This window comes from Saccharothrix sp. AJ9571, from assembly GCF_021725495.1.
In the GTDB taxonomy this organism is placed as follows: Bacteria; Actinomycetota; Actinomycetes; order Mycobacteriales; family Pseudonocardiaceae; genus Amycolatopsis; species Amycolatopsis magusensis.
Genome location: NZ_CP091382.1, coordinates 4,577,329 through 4,600,000 on the forward strand (window position 1 = coordinate 4,577,329; position 22,672 = coordinate 4,600,000).

25 protein-coding genes and 1 tRNA gene (1 of these 26 cut by a window edge) are annotated in these 22,672 nt (G+C 70.2%); 11 read left to right on the forward strand and 15 right to left on the reverse strand.

Going from position 1 to position 22,672, the window contains the following annotated elements:
* Positions 1-600, forward strand: coding sequence for a hypothetical protein (locus L3Q67_RS21075; RefSeq protein ID WP_499191098.1), 600 nt, complete (start codon positions 1-3; stop codon positions 598-600).
* A gap of 271 nt (positions 601-871) precedes the next feature.
* On the opposite strand, the gene L3Q67_RS21080 is transcribed toward L3Q67_RS21075, so the two are convergent.
* The 7 genes from L3Q67_RS21080 to L3Q67_RS21110 all read right to left on the reverse strand — a co-directional run bounded on the left by L3Q67_RS21080 (position 872) and on the right by L3Q67_RS21110 (position 6,928).
* Positions 872-2,104 (reverse strand): beta-ketoacyl-[acyl-carrier-protein] synthase family protein, encoded by a 1,233-nt coding sequence (locus tag L3Q67_RS21080; protein ID WP_499191099.1) that lies wholly within the window; start codon positions 2,102-2,104, stop codon positions 872-874.
* A gap of 32 nt (positions 2,105-2,136) precedes the next feature.
* On the reverse strand, positions 2,137-2,382 hold the full coding sequence (locus L3Q67_RS21085; RefSeq protein ID WP_113693432.1) for an acyl carrier protein: 246 nt from the start codon (positions 2,380-2,382) through the stop codon (positions 2,137-2,139).
* A 64-nt stretch (positions 2,383-2,446) separates the two neighbouring features.
* Positions 2,447-3,430 (reverse strand): beta-ketoacyl-ACP synthase III, encoded by a 984-nt coding sequence (locus tag L3Q67_RS21090; protein WP_499191100.1) that lies wholly within the window; start codon positions 3,428-3,430, stop codon positions 2,447-2,449.
* Complete coding sequence (locus tag L3Q67_RS21095) at positions 3,427-4,350, reverse strand: ACP S-malonyltransferase (RefSeq protein WP_499191101.1); 924 nt, start codon at positions 4,348-4,350, stop codon at positions 3,427-3,429. The genes L3Q67_RS21090 and L3Q67_RS21095 overlap by 4 nt, the downstream gene beginning before the upstream one ends.
* A 166-nt stretch (positions 4,351-4,516) precedes the next feature.
* A complete protein-coding gene (locus L3Q67_RS21100; protein WP_209669357.1) occupies positions 4,517-5,731 on the reverse strand; it encodes a PucR family transcriptional regulator in 1,215 nt (404 codons plus the stop codon).
* A gap of 17 nt (positions 5,732-5,748) precedes the next feature.
* A complete protein-coding gene (locus L3Q67_RS21105) occupies positions 5,749-5,991 on the reverse strand; it encodes a type II toxin-antitoxin system antitoxin (RefSeq protein ID WP_499191602.1) in 243 nt (80 codons plus the stop codon).
* Between the two features lie 4 nt (positions 5,992-5,995).
* Complete coding sequence (locus tag L3Q67_RS21110; RefSeq protein ID WP_499191102.1) at positions 5,996-6,928, reverse strand: SPFH domain-containing protein; 933 nt, start codon at positions 6,926-6,928, stop codon at positions 5,996-5,998.
* 95 nt (positions 6,929-7,023) lie between these two features.
* Here L3Q67_RS21110 and L3Q67_RS21115 point away from each other — a divergent pair, with 95 nt between their 5' ends.
* A complete protein-coding gene (locus tag L3Q67_RS21115; RefSeq protein ID WP_499191103.1) occupies positions 7,024-7,182 on the forward strand; it encodes a hypothetical protein in 159 nt (52 codons plus the stop codon).
* 605 nt (positions 7,183-7,787) lie between these two features.
* The gene (locus tag L3Q67_RS21120; protein ID WP_499191104.1) at positions 7,788-8,423 is read left to right on the forward strand and encodes a nicotinamide mononucleotide transporter family protein; all 636 of its coding nucleotides are present in this window, start codon (positions 7,788-7,790) and stop codon (positions 8,421-8,423) included.
* Here the strand turns inward: L3Q67_RS21120 and L3Q67_RS21125 are convergent.
* From L3Q67_RS21125 to aceE, 3 genes are all read right to left on the reverse strand, one after another.
* A complete protein-coding gene (locus tag L3Q67_RS21125; protein WP_499191105.1) occupies positions 8,404-10,014 on the reverse strand; it encodes an L-lactate permease in 1,611 nt (536 codons plus the stop codon). The two genes, L3Q67_RS21120 and L3Q67_RS21125, sit on opposite strands and share 20 nt — an antisense overlap.
* A gap of 150 nt (positions 10,015-10,164) precedes the next feature.
* A complete protein-coding gene (locus L3Q67_RS21130; RefSeq protein WP_499191106.1) occupies positions 10,165-11,376 on the reverse strand; it encodes an alpha-hydroxy acid oxidase in 1,212 nt (403 codons plus the stop codon).
* A gap of 82 nt (positions 11,377-11,458) precedes the next feature.
* Positions 11,459-14,266: a pyruvate dehydrogenase (acetyl-transferring), homodimeric type gene (gene aceE / locus L3Q67_RS21135; RefSeq protein WP_499191107.1), complete on the reverse strand. Its 2,808-nt coding sequence runs from the start codon at positions 14,264-14,266 to the stop codon at positions 11,459-11,461.
* 393 nt (positions 14,267-14,659) lie between these two features.
* Here aceE and L3Q67_RS21140 point away from each other — a divergent pair, with 393 nt between their 5' ends.
* The 5 genes from L3Q67_RS21140 to L3Q67_RS21160 all read left to right on the forward strand — a co-directional run bounded on the left by L3Q67_RS21140 (position 14,660) and on the right by L3Q67_RS21160 (position 16,403).
* Positions 14,660-15,079, forward strand: a complete 420-nt coding sequence (locus L3Q67_RS21140; protein ID WP_209669341.1) for a DUF3052 domain-containing protein — start codon at positions 14,660-14,662, stop codon at positions 15,077-15,079.
* A gap of 91 nt (positions 15,080-15,170) precedes the next feature.
* On the forward strand, positions 15,171-15,632 hold the full coding sequence (locus tag L3Q67_RS21145) for a peroxiredoxin (protein ID WP_395908835.1): 462 nt from the start codon (positions 15,171-15,173) through the stop codon (positions 15,630-15,632).
* Positions 15,633-15,679: 47 nt separating this feature from the next.
* Positions 15,680-15,754: transfer RNA gene (locus L3Q67_RS21150), tRNA-Val, on the forward strand.
* 118 nt (positions 15,755-15,872) lie between these two features.
* Positions 15,873-16,124, forward strand: coding sequence for a hypothetical protein (locus tag L3Q67_RS21155; RefSeq protein ID WP_499191108.1), 252 nt, complete (start codon positions 15,873-15,875; stop codon positions 16,122-16,124).
* 36 nt (positions 16,125-16,160) lie between these two features.
* A complete protein-coding gene (locus L3Q67_RS21160; protein ID WP_499191109.1) occupies positions 16,161-16,403 on the forward strand; it encodes a hypothetical protein in 243 nt (80 codons plus the stop codon).
* Between the two features lie 59 nt (positions 16,404-16,462).
* Here the strand turns inward: L3Q67_RS21160 and L3Q67_RS21165 are convergent, their stop codons facing one another.
* The gene (locus L3Q67_RS21165; RefSeq protein WP_499191110.1) at positions 16,463-17,248 is read right to left on the reverse strand and encodes a Rossmann-fold NAD(P)-binding domain-containing protein; all 786 of its coding nucleotides are present in this window, start codon (positions 17,246-17,248) and stop codon (positions 16,463-16,465) included.
* A 123-nt stretch (positions 17,249-17,371) separates the two neighbouring features.
* Here L3Q67_RS21165 and L3Q67_RS21170 point away from each other — a divergent pair, with 123 nt between their 5' ends.
* A complete protein-coding gene (locus tag L3Q67_RS21170) occupies positions 17,372-17,878 on the forward strand; it encodes a MarR family winged helix-turn-helix transcriptional regulator (RefSeq protein WP_499191111.1) in 507 nt (168 codons plus the stop codon).
* Complete coding sequence (locus tag L3Q67_RS21175) at positions 17,871-18,695, forward strand: EamA family transporter (RefSeq protein ID WP_499191112.1); 825 nt, start codon at positions 17,871-17,873, stop codon at positions 18,693-18,695. Before L3Q67_RS21170 ends, L3Q67_RS21175 begins: the two co-directional genes overlap by 8 nt.
* Here the strand turns inward: L3Q67_RS21175 and L3Q67_RS21180 are convergent.
* The 4 genes from L3Q67_RS21180 to L3Q67_RS21195 form a co-directional block, all read right to left on the reverse strand.
* Complete coding sequence (locus L3Q67_RS21180) at positions 18,682-19,164, reverse strand: SixA phosphatase family protein (protein ID WP_499191113.1); 483 nt, start codon at positions 19,162-19,164, stop codon at positions 18,682-18,684. The genes L3Q67_RS21175 and L3Q67_RS21180 overlap by 14 nt on opposite strands.
* A gap of 10 nt (positions 19,165-19,174) precedes the next feature.
* Entirely contained in the window at positions 19,175-20,008 is an 834-nt protein-coding gene (locus L3Q67_RS21185) for an alpha/beta fold hydrolase (RefSeq protein ID WP_499191114.1), read from the reverse strand.
* A gap of 11 nt (positions 20,009-20,019) precedes the next feature.
* Positions 20,020-21,555, reverse strand: coding sequence for an MDR family MFS transporter (locus L3Q67_RS21190; protein ID WP_499191115.1), 1,536 nt, complete (start codon positions 21,553-21,555; stop codon positions 20,020-20,022).
* 82 nt (positions 21,556-21,637) lie between these two features.
* On the reverse strand, positions 21,638-22,258 hold the full coding sequence (locus tag L3Q67_RS21195; RefSeq protein WP_499191116.1) for a TetR/AcrR family transcriptional regulator: 621 nt from the start codon (positions 22,256-22,258) through the stop codon (positions 21,638-21,640).
* A 111-nt stretch (positions 22,259-22,369) separates the two neighbouring features.
* Between L3Q67_RS21195 and L3Q67_RS21200 the strand changes: the two genes are divergently transcribed.
* On the forward strand, positions 22,370-22,672 hold the 5' end (the start) of the coding sequence (locus tag L3Q67_RS21200) for an alpha/beta fold hydrolase (RefSeq protein WP_499191117.1). Its footprint extends 537 nt past the window's final position; only the first 303 of its 840 coding nucleotides appear in the window; its start codon is at positions 22,370-22,372; the stop codon falls past the right edge of the window.

Here is a 22,672-nt window from a genome sequence, read left to right on the forward strand (position 1 = left end):
GTGCCAGCTTCGCCCCTCGCTCCCGCCCGTGGCCGCTGGCTGGTGCCCGCGCTGATCGTGGTCGTCTCGCTGACCGTCGGCGGCGGGTTGCTCGCCAGGGAGGTCTACCGCAAGCCGGACGCCGCCGCGGACACCGGGGTGATCGCCACGCGCACCTCGCAGTCGCTGGCGCCCGAGCAGCAGCCGGGCTCCCCGGTCGTCGAAATGACGCCGGACGCCGCCGCGCACCCGCACGCCGACGGGGTGCGCGCCCTGCTGCAGAACTACTTCGACGCGATCAACGCGCGCAACTACGAGCTGTGGAAGACCACGGTGACCAAACCGCGCGCGCAGGCGAAGTCCAAGGTGGAGTGGGAGGCCGACTACCGCAGCACCAAGGACGGCAGCATCCTCGTCTACCGCATCGAAGCCATGGGGGACGGCACGCTGCAGTCGCTGATCGGGTTCACCAGCACGCAGGACCCGCAGGACGGGCCGGTGGACCTGCCGGAGCCGTGCGTCCGGTGGCACCTGACCCTGCCGATGGTGCTGGAAAACGGCATGTGGAAGCTGGACGCCATCCCCGCGGGCACCACCCCCATGCACGAACGCTGCACCTGACCCCTCCCCAGCTCCCCGACCGCCGAACCCGAGTGTGGACTTCGGCTTCCTGAACGTGAGGTTCGCCCGCCCGAACGTAGAACTCGGCTGCCTGAGTGTGGAATTCAGCTGCACGAGTGTGGGACTCGTACTTCGGCGAGTTCCACGTTCAGGAAGCTGAACTCCACGTTCAGGCACGCGAGTTCCACGTTCGGGCAGGTGAGTGCGACGTTGGGGTGGGTGCGAAAAGGGGCACCCCTCGGTGGAGGGGTGCCCCTTTCGGGTGGAGAGGTCAGGCGGGGGTGAAGGCCAGGGCGACGTTGTGGCCGCCGAAGCCGAAGGAGTCGCTGATGGCGGCGCCGATGTCCATCTTCCGCGGTTCCCCGGCCGCGATCTCCTGCACGACGCCCGGGTCCTGGTTTTCCAGGTTCAGCGTCGGCGGGATGACACCGTCCCGGATGGACAGTACGGTCGCGATCGCTTCGACCGCGCCCGCGGCGCCCAGCAGGTGCCCCAGCGCGCCCTTCGGCGCGGTCAGCACCGGGTGCTCGCCGATCGCCTTGCGCACGGCGACGGTCTCCCCGACATCCCCGGCCGGGGTCGAGGTCGCGTGCGCGTTGACGTGGTCGATGTCCTTCGGGTCCAGCCCGGCCGAGCGCAGGGCCGCGGTGATCGCCCGCGCCTGTCCCGTGCCCTCCGGGTCCGGTCCGGTGATGTGGTACGAGTCGGCGCTGGTGCCGATCCCGGCCAGCCTGCCGTAGATCTTCGCCCCGCGCGCCTTCGCGAACTCCTCGCGCTCCAGGACCATGATCCCGGCGCCCTCGCCGAGCACGAAGCCGTCGCGGTTGACGTCCCACGGACGCGAAGCGCGCTCGGGGTCGTCGTTGCGTGTGCTCATCGTGCGCGCCTGGGCGAACCCGGCCATGGTGATCGCCGCGATGCACGCCTCGGCGCCACCGGCCACCACCACGTCGGCCTCACCGGTCTTCAGCATCCGCCAGCCCCAGGCCAGCCCTTCGGCGCCCGAAGCGCAGGCCGACACCGGCGCGTGCACCCCCGCCCGCGCCTTCAGCTCCAGGCCGACGTGGGCCGCGGGCCCGTTCGGCATGAGCATGGGCACGGTCAGCGGGGACACCTTGCGCAGACCGGTGGTCTCCAGCAGGTCGTCCTGGTCGAGCAGGGTGTTCGCGCCACCGATACCGGTGCCGACCACGACGGCGAGCCGTTCGGGTTCGACGGTGTCCTCGTTGTGCCCGGCATCCGCCCACGCCTGGCGGGCCGCGATCACCGCGACCTGCTCGCTGCGGTCCAGCCGGCGGGCCTGCACCCTGGGCAGCACCTCGGTGGGTTCGACCGCGAGCCGAGCGGCGATCTTCACCGGCAGGCCGAACTTCTCGACCCACTCGGCGTGCAGGGTGGACACCCCGCTGCGGCCGGTCAGCAGACCGTCCCAGGTGGACGCGACGTCCCCGCCGAGGGGCGTGGTCGCGCCCAGCCCGGTGATCACGACGTCGTTGTTGCTCATCGGTTTCTCCCCGAGGTCGGCACCGGCAGGTGTTACTTCGAGTTCGAGGCGACGTAGTTCACGGCGTCGCCGACGGTCTTGAGGTTCGCCAGCTCGTCGTCCGGGATCTTGACGCCGAACTTGTCCTCGGCCTGCACGGCGATCTCCACCATGGACAGCGAGTCGATGTCCAGGTCGTCCACAAAGGACTTCTCGGCGCTCACGTCGTCCTGGGCCACACCGGCCACCTCTTCGACGATCTCGGCGAGCCCGGACAGGATCTCTTCTTTGTCAGCCACTGCTATCCCTTTCCTGTTTACCTGAGAATTCTTTCCGGCCGGCGCCCGGCCGGAATGCTGGGGGTTACGGGCAGATGACAACCTGGCCGGCGTACGAAAGCCCGGCCCCGAACCCGACCATGAGTATCACGTCTCCGCGCTTCACCGTGCCCGCGGTGCGCATGTGGTCCAGCGCGAGGGGGATCGAGGCCGACGAGGTGTTGCCGCTGTAGCGGATGTCGTCGGCGACCACCATGTCCTCGCGGGCACCGTTGGCGCGCAGCTTCTTCGCGATCGCCTCGACGATGCGCAGGTTCGCCTGGTGCGGGATCAGAACGTCCACTTCGGACGGTTTGACCCCGGCGACCTCCAGCGCGCGCAGGGCGATCGGCGCGATCTGGGTGGTCGCCCAGCGGAAGACCGACTGGCCCTCCTGGTAGATGTACTTGCCTTCGCGCATGTAGATCGTGTCGACCAGGTCGCCGGCGCTGCCCCAGGCCACCGGCCCGATGCCCGGCTCGTCGGCCGGGCCGACGACCGCGGCACCGGCGCCGTCGGCGAAGATGATCGCGTTGGCGCGGTCGGTCGGGTCGACCGAGTCGGTCAGCTTCTCCGCGCCGATCACCAGCACGTGCTTCGCCGACCCCGACCGGACCAGGTCGGAGGCGACGCCGAGGCCGTAGCAGAACCCGGCGCAGGCGGCGTTCAGGTCGAACGCGCCTGCCTTCGACGCCCCGATCCGCTCGGCCACCTGGGCGGCCGCGTTCGGGATCAGCGTGGGCATGGTGCAGTTCGGCAGGATCACGGTGTCCACATCGGACGGATCCAGCCCGGCGTCGGCCACGGCGCGGGACCCGGCGGTGACCGCCATGTCCACCAGCAGTTCGTCCTTCTCGGCGAACCGGCGTTCGACGATGCCGACGCGGTCCCGGATCCACTGGTCACTGGTGTCCATCAGCTGGGACAGGTCGTCGTTGGTGACGATCTTCTCCGGCTGGTAGCTGCCCACGCCGAGGATGCGGCTGGCGGCTGGTCCGTGGAAAAGTCGCAGCGCGGGGCGCTGGCTCATTCGGTGTCCTCCTGGGGGCTCAACTTCGCCACGTCCTCGGGCGTCTTGAGCGCGATGGGGCTGGTGACGGTGCCTTTGAGCTGGCGCTTGACCAGGCCGGTCAGCGTGCCGGCCGGCGGGAGCTCCACGGTGCGGGTGACGCCGAGGGCGGCCAGGCCGCCCATCGTCAGGTCCCACCGCACCGGGCTGGTGACCTGGGTGATCAACCGCTCCAGGTACTCCGCGCCGCTGGTCACCACGGTGCCGTCCGCGTTGGACAGCAGCGGGCGGACCGGGTCGGTGGTGGTGATCTCACCGGCGTGCTCGCGCACCGCGGCCTCGGCCGAGGCCATGTACTCGGTGTGGAAGGCACCCGCCACCTTCAGCGCGCGCACCTTCGTACCCGCCAGCGGTTCGGCGACGATCTTCTGGATCGCGGCCGCGGCGCCGGAGGCCACGATCTGGCCGGCACCGTTCTGGTTGGCGGGAGTCAGTCCCTGTTCGGTGAGCCAGGCCACGACGGCCTCGGGCTCACCCAGCATGACCGCCGCCATGCTGGTGGGCTCGGCCTCGCAGGCCTTCGCCATTTCCGCGCCGCGCACGGCGGCCAGTGCGACGGCCTCCTCGGCCGGGAACACCCCGGCGATCGCGGCCGCGGCCAGCTCGCCGACCGAGTGCCCGGCCACCGGCGCGTCCGCGGGCACCAGGCCCTGCGCGTCGAGCTGGTGGAACGCCAGCAGCGACAGCGACACGATCAGCGGCTGGGCGATGGCGGTGTCCTGGATCTCTTCCGCGTCCGCCTCGGTGCCGAGCCGGAGCAGGTCCAGGCCGGTGCGGTCGGACCAGTGCCGCAGGCGTTCGCGCGCACCGTCGAACTCGAGCCATGGCGTGAACATGCCGGGGGCCTGGGAGCCCTGTCCGGGGGCGAGGAGGGCGGTCATCACTCCTCTAGGGAACACGCTAACCCCCGTTCCCTATCATGCCGCCGCTCACCAAGTCGTCTCGCCGGAATTGTAGAGACCCTACAAATGTGACCGGGTGATGAACCTCTGGTACCCGGATGTCTTGTCGGGTTCGGGCAGATTTTTGGTGAGCCGCGTCACTCGCTCACCAGATGCCGCGGGCTCGCGCGAGCCTGCCGACGGTCAGCGCGATCCGCAGGACCAGCGCGTCACGGGGGTCGGCGGCGTGCCGCCCGGTCAGCTCGGCCGCCCGGCGCAGCCGGTACCGCACGGTGTTGGGGTGCACGAACAGCGTGCGGGCGCAGATCTCCAGCACCCCACCGCTTTCGAGGTAGGTCTCCACCGTCTGCAACAGTGAGGTGCCCGCCTCTTCCAGCGGGCGGGCGATTTCCTCGATCAGCAGGCGTTCGGCCTCGGCGTCACCGGCCAGCGCGCGTTCCGGCAGCAGCTCCCACGACCTCGCCGGGCGGGGGGCACCCGGCCAGCCGACCACCGCGCGCAGGCCGGACAGCGCTTCGGCGGCGCTGGTGTGCGCCTCGGCCAGGCTCGGCACGGTCGGCCCGGCGACCACCGGGCCCTCGGCGAAGGCCGTGGCCAGCTTCTCCAGGACTTCGCGTTCCTTGATCCCGCCCTCGGTCGGCCCGGCGACCACCACGACCAGCCGCGACCCCTGCACGCTGAGCAGCACCGGGCGGCCGATCCGGGCGGCCCGGCTGCGCACGTCGAACACCACCGCGGGCGGGTCGTCCGAGGAGGGGGTGCCGACCAGCACGGTCGCCTCGGCCGCCGGTTCCCAGCCCAGCGCCGAGGCGCGGGAGAGCACCGACTCCTCGGCGTCCCCACGCACGATCCCGTCCACCACCAGCGCTTCGAGCCGGGCGTCCCAGGCACCGCGGGCCTCCGCCGCGGCGGCGTAGGAATTGGCCGCGGCGAAGGCGATCTCCCTGCCGTAGCGCAGGATCGCTTCGGTCAGGGCGGCGCGTTCGCTGTCGTCGGCGGCGAACTCGGGCAGTTGCTCCTCGAACACCTCGATCGCCAGCCGCACCAGCCCGACCGCCTGCCGCAGGCTCAGCCAGCGCGACAGCTCGGCCGGGGCACCGCGGAAGGCGTCGGTGGTGAACTTCAGCGCTTCCTGCGAATCCCGCAGCCAGCCGACGAACCCGGCCACCCCGGACTGGGTGATCAGCAGCACGCTGGCCCGCTGGTCGGCCGACATGCGGCCGAACCAGGGCAGGCGCTCCTCCATCGCGGCGACGCTGGCCGCGGCCAGCCTGCCCGAAGCGCGCTCGAGCCGGCGCAGCGTCTTCGCGGACAGGCCGTGCCGCTCCTCGACGCGGCGGCGGGGACTGGGTGCGGTCATGGTGCCCAGATCGTAGTTCAGGAGGCTTCCTCGTCATCCGGCTCGGACCGGGAGGACGGCGGCGGCTCCTTGCGGGGCCGTCCCCTCGGCCGCATCCGGCCCGCGGTGCCCGGCAGCCGCCCGGCGTCGGCCAGCGCCTGCCGGAGCAGGAACTCGATCTGCGCGTTGGTGCTGCGCAGTTCGTCCCCCGCCCAGCGGGCGATGGCGTCGTGCACGGCCGGGTCGAGCCGCAGCAGGACCTTCTTGCGTTCGGTCACCAGTGGCCTACTGGTAGAGGGTCCCGGCGTTGACCACCGGCTGGGTGTCGCGATCGCCGACCAGCACCACCAGCAGGTTGCTCACCATCGCCGCCTTGCGCTCCTCGTCCAGTTCCACCACGTCGTGCGCGGCGAGCCGGTCGAGCGCCATCTCGACCATGCCGACCGCGCCTTCGACGATGCGCTGCCGGGCCGCCACCACCGCGCCCGCCTGCTGGCGCCGGAGCATGGCCTGGGCGATCTCCGGTGCGTAGGCCAGGTGCGTGATCCTGGATTCGATCACGTCCACCCCGGCCGAGGCCACCCGGGCGCCGATCTCCGCCGAGAGCTTCTCGGTGATCTCGTCGGCGTTGTCCCGCAGGGAAAGGGTGGCCTCCCCGTGCGTGTCGTACGGGTAGTTGTTGGCGATGTGCCGGATCGCGGTCTCGGTCTGGATGGCGACGAACTCGACGAAGTCGTCCACCTCGAACATCGCCTGCGCGGTGTCGGCGACCTGCCAGACCACCACCGCGGCGATCTCGATCGGGTTGCCGTCGGCGTCGTTGACCTTGGCCACCGCGGTCTCGTGGTTGCGGATCCGGGTGGAGACCTTGTGCCGTTCGGTCAGCGGGTTGACCCACTGCAGTCCGTCGGTGCGCAGGGTGCCGGTGTAGCGGCCGAGGAACTGGATCACCCGCGCCTCGCCGGGGGCGACCGGGGTCAGGCCGAACGCGAGCACGCCGGCGGTCACCACCAGCAGCCCGCCGAGCACGAGCATCGCCACGCCGACGCCGGGGTTGCCGTCGATCACCTGCGGCAGCCCGAACCCGACCAGTGCCAGCCCGCCGAGCACCCCCGCCGTGGAGACGGCGAACATCGTGTACCCGTTCACCGTCCGCACCTCGCGCTCCCGCGTCTGCGGGGCCGGCATCTCCACCTGCTCCAGAACTTCGCTGGTCATCGTCGTCCTCCTGCTGCCCTCGAGGGCTTGTGCCCTGCCGCGAAGCCTAGCATAGTGATATCACTTTAATAGCTACCCGGGGCAGGGGTGAGGGCATGGCTGCGACGCGCACGGCCGTGGTGGGACAGGCGTTGCTGATCGGGCTGGCCGCGGTCGCGGTGGCGGTGGCGAAACTGGTGTTCGCCGAACCGGGCGGGGGCGGGCTGGTGTGGCGCGTGGTGACCGGACTGGCACAGAGCGCGGCGCTCTGCTGAACGGCGGCCGAGAAAGGTGAAGGAACTTCGCCGCCCGCGCGGGGCGCGACACCCGGACCCCGGAAATACTCGAGGCCGCCCGGCGCCTGCGTTTTCGCTGCGCCGAGCGGCCTCGTCTCCCCGGTCCCCACCGGTAGTTCAACTATGGCCTGAGTTTTCTGCTCGCGCCACCTGTCTCACCCGATCGTGCCCTCACCGAGTTGCTCCCGCCCGGCCGGTGTTCAAGGCTTGCCGAAACCGGGATTCCGCGGACGTGCGAGGAGGACACCGTGGGTGAACAGCTCGAAAACGGGCTGGGCAGTCGTGGAACCCGGTGGCCACGTTCGCCCCTGAATTGGTCGTTTTCCTGATCACCCTGCTGATCACCCGAGCCGTGCCGAAAGCGCCGAGAAAGCCGACGACGCCCGCCGGCCTCCCGCGTCCGGAGCACTGATCCCGAACAGTTCCTCCGGGCTGTCGCGGTTCGCGACACGAATGTGGCTTTCGGAGCGGAATCCGCCCCGAAAGCCACATTCGTGTCGGGGGCCGGGTGGGACCGCTCACAGGGGCTTGGGAATGCGGCGCGGGGGGAGCATGTTGGGAGCGGTGACGGAAAGGGGTACGGCGTGGACTTCTTGCTGGACCACGGGCTGACCGTGCTCGGCCAATGGGTCTCCATCGCCGAACTGGCCGGGCAGTTGTGCGCGCTCGCGGTGGTTTTCCTGGCGCAGCGCCGGACGCTTTGGACCTGGCCGGTGCAGGTGGGCGCGACCGTGCTGCTGTTCAGCGTCTACCTTTCCGCGCACCTCGGCGGCCTCGCCGGACGGCAGGTCGCGATCCTGGCCATCTCGCTCTACGGCTGGTGGGCGTGGACCCGCCGCCGTGACCCGGTCTACGGCGTGGTGGTCCGCACGGGCAGCCTGACCGAGCGGCTCGCCCTCCTCGGCGCCTTCGCCGCCGGCACCGCCGCGATGGCCGTGGTACTCGATCTGCTCAACGCTTCCTGGGCGCCGTGGCCGGACGCCGCCATTTTCGTCGGCACCCTGGTCGCCTTCGCCGCGCAGGGCCTCGGCCTGGTCGAGTTCTGGCTGGTCTGGCTGGTGGTCGACGCGATCGGCGTGCCGCTGCAAATCGCCTCCGGCCTCTGGTTCTCCGCGGCGATCTACTTGGTCTTCGCGGTGCTGGTGGTGCACGGCTGGTGGAGCTGGAACCGCACCGCCAAGCAGGTGGCCGCCGACCGCGTCAGGGCAGCATCCCGCTGAGGAAGCTCGCCTGGGCGGCCACGATCAGGCACATCACCAGCAGCAGCCCGATGCTCCACGGCAGCACCTTCCGCAGCAGGTTGCCCTCCTGACCGTTCATCTGCGCCGCCGCGCAGGCGATGGTCAGGTTCTGCGGCGAGATCATCTTGCCCAGCACGCCGCCCGAGCTGTTCGCCGAGGCCAGGAGGTCGGGGGAGAAGCCGGCCTGGTTCGCCGCGGTCACCTGCAACGCGCCGAACAACGCGTTCGCCGAGGTGTCCGAACCGGTGACCGCCACGCCGAACCAGCCGAGGATGGGGGAGAGGAAGGCCAGCGCGCCACCGGCTCCGGCGATCAGGTTGCCGATGGTGGTGGTCTGCCCGGACAGGTTCATCACGTACGCCAGCGCGAGCACGCTGGTCACGGTCAGGATGGCGAACCGCAGTTCGTGCGCGGTGGCGCCCCATTCGCGGGCAGTGTCCTTCAGCTTCACCCTGAGCACCACCGCGGTGATCAGCCCGGCGAGCAGCACCAGCGTGCCGCCGGTGTTCAGCAGCGGCAGGCTGAAGGTGTTGCCGGAAACCGGTTTGCCGTTCGACGCGACCACGTCCAGGAACGGCCAGTCGAACTTCCAGGTGGCCGAGTCGAGCAGCTTCTTCACCGGGGGCAGCTGGCCGATCGAGAAGATCGCGATGATCAGCAGGTAGGGTGCGTAGGCCTTGACGACGTCGGCGCGTTCGTCCTTGCCGTCGAAGGTTTCCGTGGCCGATCCGGTGAGCACGGCCGCGCGCACCTCGGCTCGCGCCGGTTTGCGCGCCGAGGGCACCAGCATCACCGCCGCGACCCCGGCGAGCGCCGCGCCGATGTCCGCCAGCTGCGCCGAGACGAAGTTGGACGCCAGGAACTGCGCGAGCCCGAACGCCAGCCCGCAGGTCAGCGCCGGGACCCAGGTCTCACGCAGCCCGCGCCAGCCGTCGACGATCAGCACCAGCAACAACGGCACGACCACCGCGAGCAGCGGCGTCTGCCGTCCGACGATGGACGAGACGCTCTCCAGCGGCAGGCCGGTGACCTGCGCGAGCGTGACCACCGGGGTGCCCATCGCGCCGAACGCGACCGGCGCGGTGTTCGCCACCAGCGCCACGATCGCCGCCTTCACCGGGGCGAAGCCGAGCGCCACCAGCATCACCGTGGAGATGGCCACCGGGGCGCCGAACCCGGCGAGCGCCTCCATCAGCCCGCCGAAGCAGAAGGCGATGATCAGCGCCTGGATGCGCGGGTCGTCGGAGATCCGGCCGAAGGACCGGCGCAGCACGTCGAAGTGCCCGGTGCGCACGGTCAGCCGGTAGATCCACAGCGCGTTGACCACGATCCACATGATCGGGAACAGGCCGAAGGCCGCGCCCTGCACCGCGCCGGAGATGGTCTGGCCGATCGGCATGCCGAAGACCACGACCGCGATCACGGCGGCCACCAGGAGCCCGATGAGCCCGGCCACGTGTGCTTTCAGCCGGACCGCGCCGAGCAGGACCAGCACGGTCGCCAGCGGGAGGGCCGCGACGAGCGCGGACAGGGCGAGTGAGCCGAGCGGGGCGAGTTCCTGGACGAACACCTCGGACCTCTTTCTCCGGAGCCAGCCACGGATTCCGCATGGTGAAAGCAAGCTTTCACCAATTGGCCGAGATCCTTGTCACGTTCCGCCGCCCGCGTCAAGGGCCCTGTTCCACCTCGTGGACCGGCAGCCCGCCCCGATGCCACTGGGTCAGCGGATGCGGGCGTGGTCCTTCGTCAGCTCGTCCAGCGAGCGCACCCCGAGCAGGCGCATGGTCCGCACGATCTCGGTCTGCAGGATTTCCAGCGCCCGCTGCACCCCGCGTTCGCCCCCGGCCATCAGCCCGTACAGGTAGGCGCGCCCGACCAGGCAGGCGTCGGCGCCGTTCGCGAGCGCGGCGATGATGTCCGCGCCGGAGAGGATGCCGCCGTCCAGCCACACCTCGCCGCCGCCCTCGACGGCGTCGAGCACGCGGGGGAGCAGTTCGAGCGGCGTCGGCGCGCGGTCGAGCTGGCGGCCGCCGTGGTTGGACACGATCACCGCGTCCGCGCCGAGCTTGACCACCTCGCGCGCGTCCGCCGGGTTCTGGATGCCCTTGACCACCAGCTTCCCCGGCCACAGCTCACGCAGCCAGGCCAGGTCGTCGAAGTTGAGCGCCGGGTCGAACAGGGTGTTCAGCAGTTCGGCGACGGTGCCGTTCCACGAAGTCAGCGAGGCGAAGGTGAGCGGCTCGGTGGTGAGCAGGTTGAACCACCACGCCGGGTGCATCGCGCCGTCGGCGAAGGTCTTCAGGGTCAGGGCGGGCGGGATGGTCAGCCCGTTGCGCACGTCCCGCATCCGCGCCCCGCCGACCGGCACGTCGACGGTCAGCAGGAGCGTGTCGTAGCCGCTCTCCCCGGCGCGCTGCACCAGGTCCTTACCGGCCTCGCGGTCGCGCCAGACGTAGAGCTGGAACCACTTCCGCGCGTTCGGCGCCGCTTCGGCGACCGCCTCGATCGAGGTGGTGCCCATGGTCGACAGCGCGTACGGGATCCCGGCCCGCTCGGCGACCCTGGCCACCGCGGGCTCGCCCTCGTGGTTCATCATCCGCGTGAAACCCGTTGGCGCGAAAGCGAACGGCAGGGCGGAGCGCTGCCCGAGGATGTCCTTCGAAGTGTCCACATCGGACACATCGCGCAGCACGTGCGGCTGGAACTCCACCCGCCGGAACGCCTGCCGCGCGCGGAGCAGGCTGTCTTCCAGCTCGGCCGCGCCATCGGTGTAGTCGAACACCGCACGCGGGCTCCGCCGGCGCGCGATGGTGCGCAGGTCGGCGATCGTGTGCGCGTTCGCCAGCCTGCGCTCGGCCGGGTTCAGCTTGAACGGCTTCGGGCGCAGGATCTCGGCCAGTTCGGCCGGGCGGGGCAGGCGGCGCTTCGTCACGCGATCATCTCCCTTTCCGAGCAAGCAAGCGGGCCCCGGCAGACATCAGATGTCTGCCGGGGCCCCTTTCTAGCACCTTCGGTCAGGCGTTGCCCGCGTCCGAGGTCTGCGGACCGGCCGCGGTGACGTCGTCGATGCGGTACTTGCGCGACGCCTCGACCACCTTCGCCTTGTCCACCTTGCCCTGCCTGGCCAGCGCGGTCAGCGTGCCGACCACGATCGACTGGGCGTCGACCAGGAAGTACCGGCGCGCGGCGGGCCGGGTGTCGGAGAACCCGAACCCGTCGGTGCCCAGGGTCAGCATGTCGCCGGGGACCCACGGGCGGATCAGGTCCGGCACCGAGCGCATCCAGTCCGACACCGCCACCACCGGGCCCGCCGCGTCCTTCAGCGCCTGCGTGACGAACGGCACACGCGGCGAGTCGGCCGGGTGGAGCAGGTTGTCCCGGTCCGCGTCCACCGCTTCGCGGCGCAGCTCGGTCCACGAGGTGGCCGACCACACCGCGGCCCGCACGCCCCACTCCTCTTCGAGCATGGCCTGGGCCTTGAGCGCGTCCGGCATGGTCACACCGGAGACCAGGATCTGCGCCTCCGGACCGTCGCCCGCGGGGGCCTCGGCGTACCGGTACAGGCCCTTGAGCAGCCCGTCCACGTCGAGGTTCTCCGGCTCGGCCGGCTGCTGGTACGGCTCGTTGTAGATGGTGATGTAGTAGAAGATGTTCTCGCCGTTGCCGTCCGGGCCGGTCTCGCCGTACATCCGGCGGAGCCCGTCCTTGACGATGTGCGCGATCTCGAACGAGTAGGCCGGGTCGTAGGCGATCACGGCCGGGTTCGTCGAGGCGAGCAGCAGCGAATGCCCGTCGGCGTGCTGCAGGCCCTCACCGGTCAGCGTGGTGCGACCGGCGGTGGCGCCCAGCACGAACCCGCGGGTCATCTGGTCGGCCGCCGCGTACAGCCCGTCGCCGGTCCGCTGGAACCCGAACATCGAGTAGAAGATGTAGATCGGGATCATCGGCTCGCCGTGCGTGGCGTACGAGGTGCCCACCGCGGTGAACGAGGCCGTCGACCCCGCCTCGTTGATGCCCTCGTGCAGCAGCTGACCCTGCTCGGACTCCTTGTACGCCAGCATCAGCTTGGCGTCGACCGAGGTGTAGGTCTGCCCGTGCGGGTTGTAGATCTTGGCCGTCGGGAACATCGAGTCCAGGCCGAAGGTGCGGGCCTCGTCCGGGATGATCGGCACGATCCGCGCGCCGATCTCGCCGTCCTTGGCCAGCTCGCGGATCAGCCGGACGATGGCCATCGTGGTGGCCACCTCCTGCTTGCCCGAACCCCGGCGGATGCCCTCGTAGACCTTGTCGCCGGGCAGCACCAGAGCCTTGGCCTTGCCGCGGCGCTCCGGCAGGAACCCGCCGAGCGTGCGCCGCCTGCTGAGCAGGTACTCGATCTCCGGCGAGTCCTCGCCCGGGTGGTAGTACGGCGGCAGCTTCGGGTCGCGCTCGAGCTCCTCGTCGCTGATCGGGATGCGCTGGGAGTCCCGGAAGAGCTTGAGGTCGTCCAGGGTGAGCTTCTTCATCTGGTGCGTGGCGTTGCGGCCCTCGAACGCCGGGCCGAGGCCGTAGCCCTTGATGGTGTGCGCCAGGATCACCGTCGGCTGGCCGTGGTGCTCCAGCGCCGCCTTGTACGCCGCGTAGACCTTGCGGTAGTCGTGCCCGCCGCGCTTGAGGTTCCAGATGTCGGCGTCGGACAGGTCCTTGACCAGCTCCTTCGCCCGCGGGTCGCGGCCGAAGAAGTGCTCGCGGACGAACGCGCCGTCGTTGGCCTTGTAGGTCTGGAAGTCACCGTCGGGCGTGGTGTTCATCAGGTTGATCAGCGCGCCGTCGCGGTCGCCGTGCAGCAGGGCGTCCCACTCGCGGCCCCAGATGACCTTGATCACGTTCCAGCCGGCGCCGCGGAAGTACGACTCCAGCTCCTGGATGATCTTGCCGTTCCCGCGGACCGGCCCGTCGAGCCGCTGCAGGTTGCAGTTGATCACGAAGGTCAGGTTGTCCAGGCCCTCGCCGGCGGCCACGTGGATCAGGCCGCGCGATTCCGGCTCGTCCATCTCGCCGTCGCCGAGGAACGCCCAGACGTGCTGGTCGTTGGTGTCCTTGATGCCGCGGTCGCGCAGGTACCGGTTGAACCGGGCCTGGTAGATCGCGTTCATCGGGCCGAGGCCCATGGACACCGTCGGGTACTCCCAGAAGTCCGGCATCAGCCGCGGGTGCGGGTACGACGGCAGGCCGCCGCCCGCGCCGGCGTGCGAGAACTCCTGGCGGAAGCCGTCGAGCTGCTGCTCGCTCAGCCTGCCTTCGAGGAACGCGCGGGCGTAGACACCCGGCGAGGCGTGGCCCTGGATGTAGATCTGGTCGCCACCCCCCGAGTGGTCCTTGCCGCGGAAGAAGTGGTTGAAGCCGACTTCGTAGAGCGCCGCGGAGGAGGCGTAGGTGGAGATGTGCCCGCCGACGCTCACCCCCGGCCGCTGCGCGCGGTGCACCATGATCGCCGCGTTCCACCGGATGAAGGCCCGGTAGCGGCGCTCGAGCTCCTCGTCACCGGGGAACCACGGCTCGTTTTCGGTCGGGATGGTGTTGACGTAGTCCGTGGCCGTCAGCGGGGGTACGCCGATGTTGCGCTCACGAGCGCGCTCCAGTACCCGCAGCATCAGGTAACGCGCGCGCTGCTGACCGCCCCTGGCCAGTGCCGCGTCGAAGGAGTCCAGCCATTCGGCGGTCTCCTCCGGGTCGATGTCGGGCAGGTGCGCGGCCAGACCGTCACGGATGACGCGGACCCGCGCCGGGGCCTCCTGACCGGAAGCGTTGCCGCGCCCGGCCTCGTTGCTTGGGGGGGCCAAGGGTTCTCCTCGCCGTACTTGGTTGCGCTGTTGTCTGGTCCATGGCCGGCGCGTTGGGGTTCCGCCGCAGGTGCCATCGTCGTCGCTCGCGCTGCCCGCGTCACCGCTACTGAGCGGTAACGTCGCGGCCCCGTCCAGGGTGCCTCCCGCCTGCGGGTGTATCGCGCGCGCGACTGCCACCCACCCTAGGGCAGCCCGGTCGCGGGCGTGCGGGCGCGGCGCCCTACGGTGGTCGGATCAACCGGCCGGGTGCCCCCGCACTGGGGCACGACTTGGACGATGATCCGGTGTGGACGGTTGCGCGGACAGCCTCGTCAGTGTTCGCTAACCCCATTCATGTCGGACGTCCGGCCGGAACCGGCCGGACGAGAAGCTACCTGGAGGAGTTGAGTCGTGGTCGCCGCGGGAGACGCTGGGCAGAACAGCGTCGCCGAGAGGCTTGGGATCAAGCCGGACATGGTGGTCCAGGAGATCGGCTGGGACGAGGACGTCGACGACGACCTGCGTGCGGCGATCGAGGAGCAGATCGGCGGGGAGATCCTCGACGAGGACGCCCAGGAGGTCATCGATGTGGTGCTGCTGTGGTGGCGCGAAGACGACGGTGACCTCGGGGACGCGCTGATCGAGGTCAGGCAGCCGCTGAGCGACGACGGGGTGATCTGGGTCCTGACGCCGAAGACGGGCCAGCCGGGCCACGTCGAACCCAGCGAGGTCGCCGAAGTGGTGCCCGCGGTGGGGCTGTCGCAGACCTCCAACATCAGCGTGGGCCCCGGCTGGTCGGGTACCCGGCTGGTGCCGCGGTCCAAGAAGTGAGCACGTCCGCGGTGCCGGGGTGGAGCGGGCCGTTCGCACGATAGGGTTGCGTGGCAGTCCCCAGGTTCGTCGAGCAGCTGGAGAGGAACACATGGCGGTCGAGGTCGGTTCGAAGGCCCCGGACTTCACACTCAACGACTACAACAAGCAGGCGGTCAGCCTGTCGTCGTTCCAGGGTGAGAAGCCGGTGCTCCTGGTTTTCTACCCGTTCGCGTTCAGCGGCATCTGCCAGGGCGAGCTGTGCCAGCTCCGGGACGAGTTCGCCGAGTACGACGGCAAGGGCGTGCAGGTGGTCGGCGTGTCGGTGGACACACCGTTCTCGCTGAAGGCATGGGCCGAGCAGCAGGGCTACCAGTTCCCACTGCTGTCGGACTTCTGGCCGCACGGCGAGGTCGCCAAGACCTACGGCGTGTTCAACGAAGCGGCCGGCCTGGCCAACCGCGGCACCTTCCTGATCGACACCGAAGGCGTCGTGCGGTTCGCCGAGATCAACCAGCCCGGTGAGGCGCGCGACCAGGCGGCCTGGAAGAAGGCCGTCGCCGAACTGGCCTGACGCAGGTTTTCCGCGGCGGGCACCCCACGCGTGGGGTGCCGCCGTCGGGGCGCATAGCTCAGCGGGAGAGCACTCGGTTTACACCCGAGCGGTCGCAGGTTCGAATCCTGCTGCGCCCACCACCCGACCCCGTTTCAGCCAGGGCTGAATGGGTCCTTCCGGTCCACTGAATGGCCGATCCCTCCGGTAACCTCCCGCTGTCCACTTTCAGGATCATCGAGCTGGGACTCTGGGGAGACCATGAAGAACACCTTGCGGCGGGTCGCCGTCGCCGGGATGGCTGTCGCCGCCTTCGCTTCGGTCGGCGCGGTGAACGCCGGCGCGGCACAGGCCGCGGACTGGCAGTTCCGCAGCATCCACGCGAGCGAGAAAGAATGCTGGGACATCGGCTGGTCGGGTGCGGTCAAGGGCAACTGGGCGGACTGGGGCTGCGTGGACAGCGCGCCGGTCTGGGGTGCGTGGAACCTGCTCATCAAGCCCTTCGACGCCTGACCGAGCTGAGCAAGACCGACAAACACTGGGGAGAACATGAAGAACACCTTGCGGCGGATGGCCGTCGCCGGGATGGCTGCCGCTGCCTTCGCTTCGGTCGGCGCGGTGAACGCGGGCGCGGCGCACGCCGAGGGCTATGAGTTCGTGAACTTCTACATCAGCCAGGACGACTGCGAGATGACCGGCCGGACCGGTTTCGTCAATGAAGACTGGGACGAGTGGTTCTGCGTGTACGACACGCCGATGTACTTCCACTGGGGCCTGTACGCGAAATTCTGAGGTTGACGCGCGTGAGGGCCGTGCCGGGGGACTTCGAGTTCCTCGGCACGGCCCTCGTGCTATGCCGTGAACGCGGCGGCTCGATCGGTGGCCCATTCGCGGAACGAGCGTGGAGCGCGGCCGGTGATTTCCCGGACCACCCCGTTCACCGGCTCCGGTTCGGTGACCATGGCGCCCCAGGCGTCCAGGGCGCCGGTCGCGAAGGACGGGTCCCAGCCTTGCGCCAGCAGCAGTTCGCGCGCGGCGTCCGGCGGCAGTTCTTCGAACCGCAGCGGGCGGCCGATCGCCTCGCCGATCTGGTGCACCTGCTCGGCCTGGCTGATCGCTTCGGGACCGGTGAAGTAGTACTTCTGCCCCTGGTGCCCTTCGTCGAGCAGGGCGCGCGTGGCGACGGCGGCGATGTCGGCCTCGTGGATCAGGGAGCGCCGGGCTTCGGCGAACGGCCAGCGCACCACGTCACCCGTCCGGATCTGGTCCGCCCAGCCCAGGGTGTTCGTGGCGAAACCCGACGGCCGCAGGAAGGTCCACTCGGGCACCGCGCCTTCGATCAGCCTCTCGACCTCGGCGTGGAACGGCACGTCTTCCGCGGACAGGTAGACGATCCGCCGCGCGTCCAGCCGTCGCAGTACCTCGGGCACCAGCGTGGTGTCGAACATCGGCCACACCAGGAACACGGTGTCGAACCCGTCGGCGTCGATGCTCGCCGGATCGGTCAGATCGCCGACGACCTGCTCGATCCCTTCGGGCAGCGAAGTGGGCTTGCGCACCAGCGCCCGGACCCGAACGTCCTCGGCGAGCAACTGGGGCAGCAGTTCCCTGCCGACGTTGCCCGTGGCTCCGATCACCAAAACACGCTTTGACATGGGATTTCCTCTCATCGGACGACTCCGGCAACGCTAAGACTTGAACGAAGGTTCAAGTCAATCGCCGGAGTTGCGCGTCACAGCGCCATGACCTATGCATGAGTTATGAATAGATTGCGGGTGGCCAATCTGCTCGGGGCCGGTGCGCTGGCCGTGGCCGAGCGCGTCAGCGGGGAAGCGGCACGGGCCGCGGGGGTGAGCACCAGCGGCGCCGCCGCGTTGTCGACGCTGCTGGTCGAACCGGGCGTCGGCGTCACCGAACTCGGCGCGCGCATCGGGCTCAGCCAGCCCGCCGCCGCCCGCATGCTCGAAACGCTGATCGCCGCCGGACTGGTCGAGCGCCACCACCCCGGTGGCCGCGGTGTCCGGCTGACGCTGACCGCGGACGGCCGGACCAGGGCCGAAGCCCTGCTCGAAGCCCGGAGCCAAGTCCTGCTGAAGCTGCTCGAACCACTGACCGACGACCAGGTGCAAGCGTTCGCGCCCGCGCTGGAGGCGTTGCTCGCGGGCCTGGTGGAGAACCGGCGGTCCGAATACCTGCTGTGCCGCCTGTGCGACCGGCAGGTGTGCAGCCGCTGCCCGGTCGGGGAGGAGTGCCGCGGCTATGGGTGAACTGCTCGCGCTGACCTCGGCGTTGTGCTTCGGCATCACGCACTTCGCGAACGGCCTGCTGTCGCGGGCGCGACCGGGCATGACCGTCTCGCTCTACGCCCAGCTCGGCGGCACCGCGGTGGCCGTCCCGGCGGCCTTCCTCGCGGGCGGCACCGGCGGCGGACTCGGCTACGGCCTGCTGTCCGGGATCGGCACCGGCGTCGGGGTCGCGTTCCTGTACCGCGCGATCGGCCGCGGCGCGATGAGCGTGGTGGTCCCGATCAGCGACCTCGGCGCGGTCGCCATCCCCGTGCTCGCCGGAGTGGTCCTGCTCGGCGAACGGTTCTCGCTGATCGCCGGAGCCGGGGTCGTCTGCGCGCTCGCCGCGGTGTGGCTGGTGTCACGCACCGGACCGGCCGAGCGGAAGCTGCCGCCCGGTTTCCTCGACGCGGTCATCGCCGGGATCGGCTTCGCCGTGCAGTTCCTGGCCATGGCACAGGTGCCGGCCGACGCCGGGCTGTGGCCGATCGCGGCCAGCCGCGTCAGCTCGGTCGTGGTGATCGCGGCACTGCTGCTCGGTGCCCGCCAGCCACTGCGGATACCGCCGCGGCCCGCGGTGCTCGCCGGTGCCGCGGGCGTGCTCGGCAGCGTCGCTCTCCTGCTGTACTGGTACGCCACGCAGCAGCAGCTGGTCGCGATGGCGACCGTGCTTTCGGCGCTCTACCCGGCGATCCCGGTGGTGCTCGCGATGCTGTTCCTCGGTGAGCGCGTCAACCGGACGCAGACCGCGGGACTGCTCGGGGCCGTCGCCGCGATCGTGCTGATCACGCTGGGCTGACGCCGCGCGGGGTGGTGACCGTGTCCAGCTTCGCCCAGTTCTCCCCGGCCTCGGCCCACGGCCGGTCACCGGCCAGCACCGCGATGGTCGAGGTCTTCATCTCCACGGTGACCCCGGTGAGCAGCGCGACCAGGTCTTCGAGCACCGGGTTGTGGCCCACCAGCATCACCGTCTCGACGGCGGGCAGCTCGCGGAGCACCTCGACCAGCGTCTCGGCGGGCTCGCCGTAGAGCCGATCCTCGTGGCGCAGTTCGGGTTGGGCGGGCAGTTCGGTGGTGACCAGGTCGCAGGTGGTGCGGGCCCGGACCGCGGGTGAGCACACCACCACCTGCGGCGCGGGGCCGTTCTCCCGGATCCAGCGACCGGCGGCGGGCGCGTCGCGCAGCCCGCGTTCGTTGAGTGGGCGGTCGAAGTCCGCGATCCCGTCGGGCCAGGCGGATTTCGCGTGCCGCATCACGATCAGGCGCATGGCCGCGAGCCTAATGCGCGTAAAGGTGTTCAAGCAGGACGGCGGTGAGCGCCTCCGGCGCCTCTTCGGGCACCCAGTGCGAAACGTCCTCGAACATCTCGAACCGGTACGCCGCGCTCACCCAGTTCTCCGTGTCCAATGCCGCCGTCGAACCGAAAGCCACGTCCTCGGTGCTCCACACGTAGCACGTGGGCACGCCGATCTTGCCGATCTTCCCGCCGGGACGGCCCGCGCGGTACCAGTTCAGCGCCGCGGTGAGCGCGCCCGGTTCGGACAACCGCTGGACGTACTCCTCGATCCGGCTCGGCGGCACCTTCCACTCGAACATCCGGCGCAGCGCCTCGGCGTTGTTCTCCAGCATCCGGCGCTCGGTGACCCTGGTCTGGCGCCATTCGGTCATGTACGCCGAGCGCAGGTGCTGGTCCTCGTCGGTCTTCATGGCCGCGGCGAGCGCGGCGGGGTGCGGGGTGGACACCGCGGTGAGCGTGCGCAGCCGGTCCGGGTGCGCGTCGGCGGTCCACCAGGCGACCGCGGCGCCCCAGTCGTGCCCGACCAGGTCGAACCGGCCCCAGCCCAGTTCCCCGGCGATCGCCAGCACGTCGCCGACCAGTTCGTCGATCGAGTATTCGCTCGCCTGCTCGGGCCGGACGCCGGGGGAGTAGCCGCGCTGGTCCGGGGCGACCGCCCGGCAGCCGGCCGCCCCGAGCGCCGCCACCTGGTGCTCCCAGGTGAGCGACGCCTCGGGGAAGCCGTGCAGCAGCAGGACCGGACGGCCGTCGAGCGGCCCGGCCGCGATCGCGTCGAACGAACCGGCCGGGGTGTCGATGCTGAGCTGTTCGGTCACGAATCCAGACCTTAATGCGAGAGCGCGTCCTCGTTCGCGAGGCGTTGCGCGCCGCTTTCGGTCTTCAGCGGGATCTGCTTGATGAACGTGATGACCAGCACCGCGATCACCGCGATCGGCGCACCGATCAGGAAGATCTCGCTGGTCGCCGCGCCGTAGGCCTCGCGGATCACGTTCGCGACCGGCTCGGGCAGGGTGGACAGGTCCGGCACCGAGCTGTGCCCGCCGCCCTCACCGGCTCCGGCTCCGGCCGCCATCGGGCCGAGGCCCTCCGCGGTCAGCGTGGTCACCCGGTTCGCCAGCACCGCGCCCAGCGCGCTGACCCCGATCGACCCGCCGAGGCTGCGGAAGAACGACAGCGTCGAGGTGGCCGTGCCGAGTTCGTGCGCCGGCACGTCGTTCTGCGCGACCAGCACGAGGTTCTGCATCAGCATGCCGATCCCGCTACCCAGCACGAACATGTACACGCTGAGCAGCAGCACCGAGGTGCCCGCGCCGATCGTGCCGAGCAGCAGCAGGCCCGCCACCATCAGCACCCCGCCGAGCAGCACGTACTTCTTCCACACGCCGGTCCTGCTGATCAGCTGCCCGGACACGGTGGAGGAGATGAGCAGGCCGAAGATCATCGGCAGGCTCATCAGCCCGGCCTGGGTCGGCGTCTTGCCCAGCGACAGCTGGAAGTACTGCGACAGGAACACCGTGCCGGCGAACATCGCCATGCCGACCAGGAAGCTGGCGAGGGTGGTGAGCGAGACCGTGCGGTTGCGGAACAGGCTCAGCGGCACGATCGGCTCGGGCACCTTCGACTCGACGAAGACCGCCAGCGCCAGGATCACCAGGCCGCCGCCGACCATCGCCACCGTCCAGCCGGACCACCAGTCGAACTGGTTGCCCGCCATCGAGGTCCACACCAGCAGCACCGAGACGCCGGACATGATCAGCGCCGCGCCCAGGTAGTCGATCTTGACCTCCCGGCGCACGGTCGGCAGGTTCAGCGTGCGCTGCAGCAGCAGGATCGCCGCGATCGCCAGCGGCACCCCGAGGAAGAAGCACCAGCGCCAGCCCAGCCACGAGGTGTCCACCAGCAGCCCGCCGATCAGCGGACCGGCCACCGTGCCCACGGCGAAGACCGCGCCGAAGATCCCGGAGTACTTGCCCAGCTCACGCGGGGAGACGATGAGCGCCAGGATGATCGGCGCCAGCGCGGTCAGGCCACCGGCGCCGATGCCCTGCGCGATCCGGCTGGCGATCAGCACCTCGATTCCCTGCGAGAACCCGGCGACCAGCGAGCCCAGCACGAAGAGCGCGAGCGAGAGCTGGACCAGCAGCTTCTTGTTGTACAGGTCGGCGAGCTTGCCCCAGAGCGGCACGGTCGCGGTCATCGCGAGCAGTTCGGTGGTGACCACCCAGGTGTACGAGGACTGCGAGCCGCCGAGGTCGGCGACGATCCGCGGCAGCGCGTTCGCCACCACGGTCGAGGCCAGGATGGCGACGAACATGCCCATCAGCAGCCCGGAGAACGCCTCCACGACCTGCTTTCTGCCCATGGTGGACGGCTCCACCGGGTCAGCTGTTACAGACACGAAACCCCCTTGGTAGCGGTGCTTTTCCCGTCGCGGCGGACGAGGATCAGTGGTGGGTGCCGGGATCCGGCAGCCCGGCGGCGAGCGCCGCCCAGGCCTGGTCGATCAGTTCGGTGAGCGGCTCTTCGCCGCCGAAGGCGTGCCAGCGGCGGACCGCGGCCTGCATGGCGTGCCCGACCACGCCGAAGAGCAGGCCGGGGTAGAGGTCCTTCTCCGGGTCGAGCCCGGTGCGCTCGGCGATGGCGGCGACCATCGAGTGCTGGGTGCCTGCCTGTGCCGCGATCACGCGGGAGACCAGCGCCGGGTTCGCTTCGATCACCGACATCCGCGCCAGCCATTCCTCGCGGTCGGCCTCGATGCGCTCGATGTCCGGCCGGATCGCCTGGATCAGCGCTTCCAGCGCGGGCGTCGCGGCCGGCGCGGCCAGGAGCCGGTCGATCGCCTGGCGGGTGCGCTCCTCGTAATCGGGGTAGGCGATCAGCACGGCGTCCTCTTTGGACGCGAAGTAGTTGAAGAAGGTCCGCGGCGAGACCCCGGCCTCGTTGGCGATGTCCTCGACCGTGACCTGGTCCAAGCCGTGGGCGGCGGTCAGCCGGACCGCGGCCGCGGCCAGGGTGCGGTGCGTGGCGTACTTCTTGCGCTCACGCAAACCCATCGGCTGGTTCATGCCGACCAAGGTAGCAAGATTTTTGCAGGGCCTGCAAACTTGCAGATTGTGAAACGGGTCTCCGTCGAGCGGCTTTCGACCCGGCGTCGAGAACGTGGGCATGATGGCCGGGTGGAGGCATTCTTCGCCGCGTACGACGCGGTGCTGGCGAAGTGGCCGGTCGAAGCTGAGCCGGTGGACGTGGTTTCGGAGTTCGGCACCACCCGCGTGCGGGTCTGCGGCCCGCGGGGCGGTGATCCGCTGGTGTTGCTGCACGGCGGGGGCGCGACCTCGGCGGTGTGGCTGGCGAACATCGCCGAGCTGAGCCGGGCGCACCGGGTCTACGCGGTGGACCAGCTCGGCGGGCCGGGCCGGAGCGTGCACAACGGGCGGCCGTTCCGCCGCCCGGGAGACCTGCTCGACTGGCTGGACTCG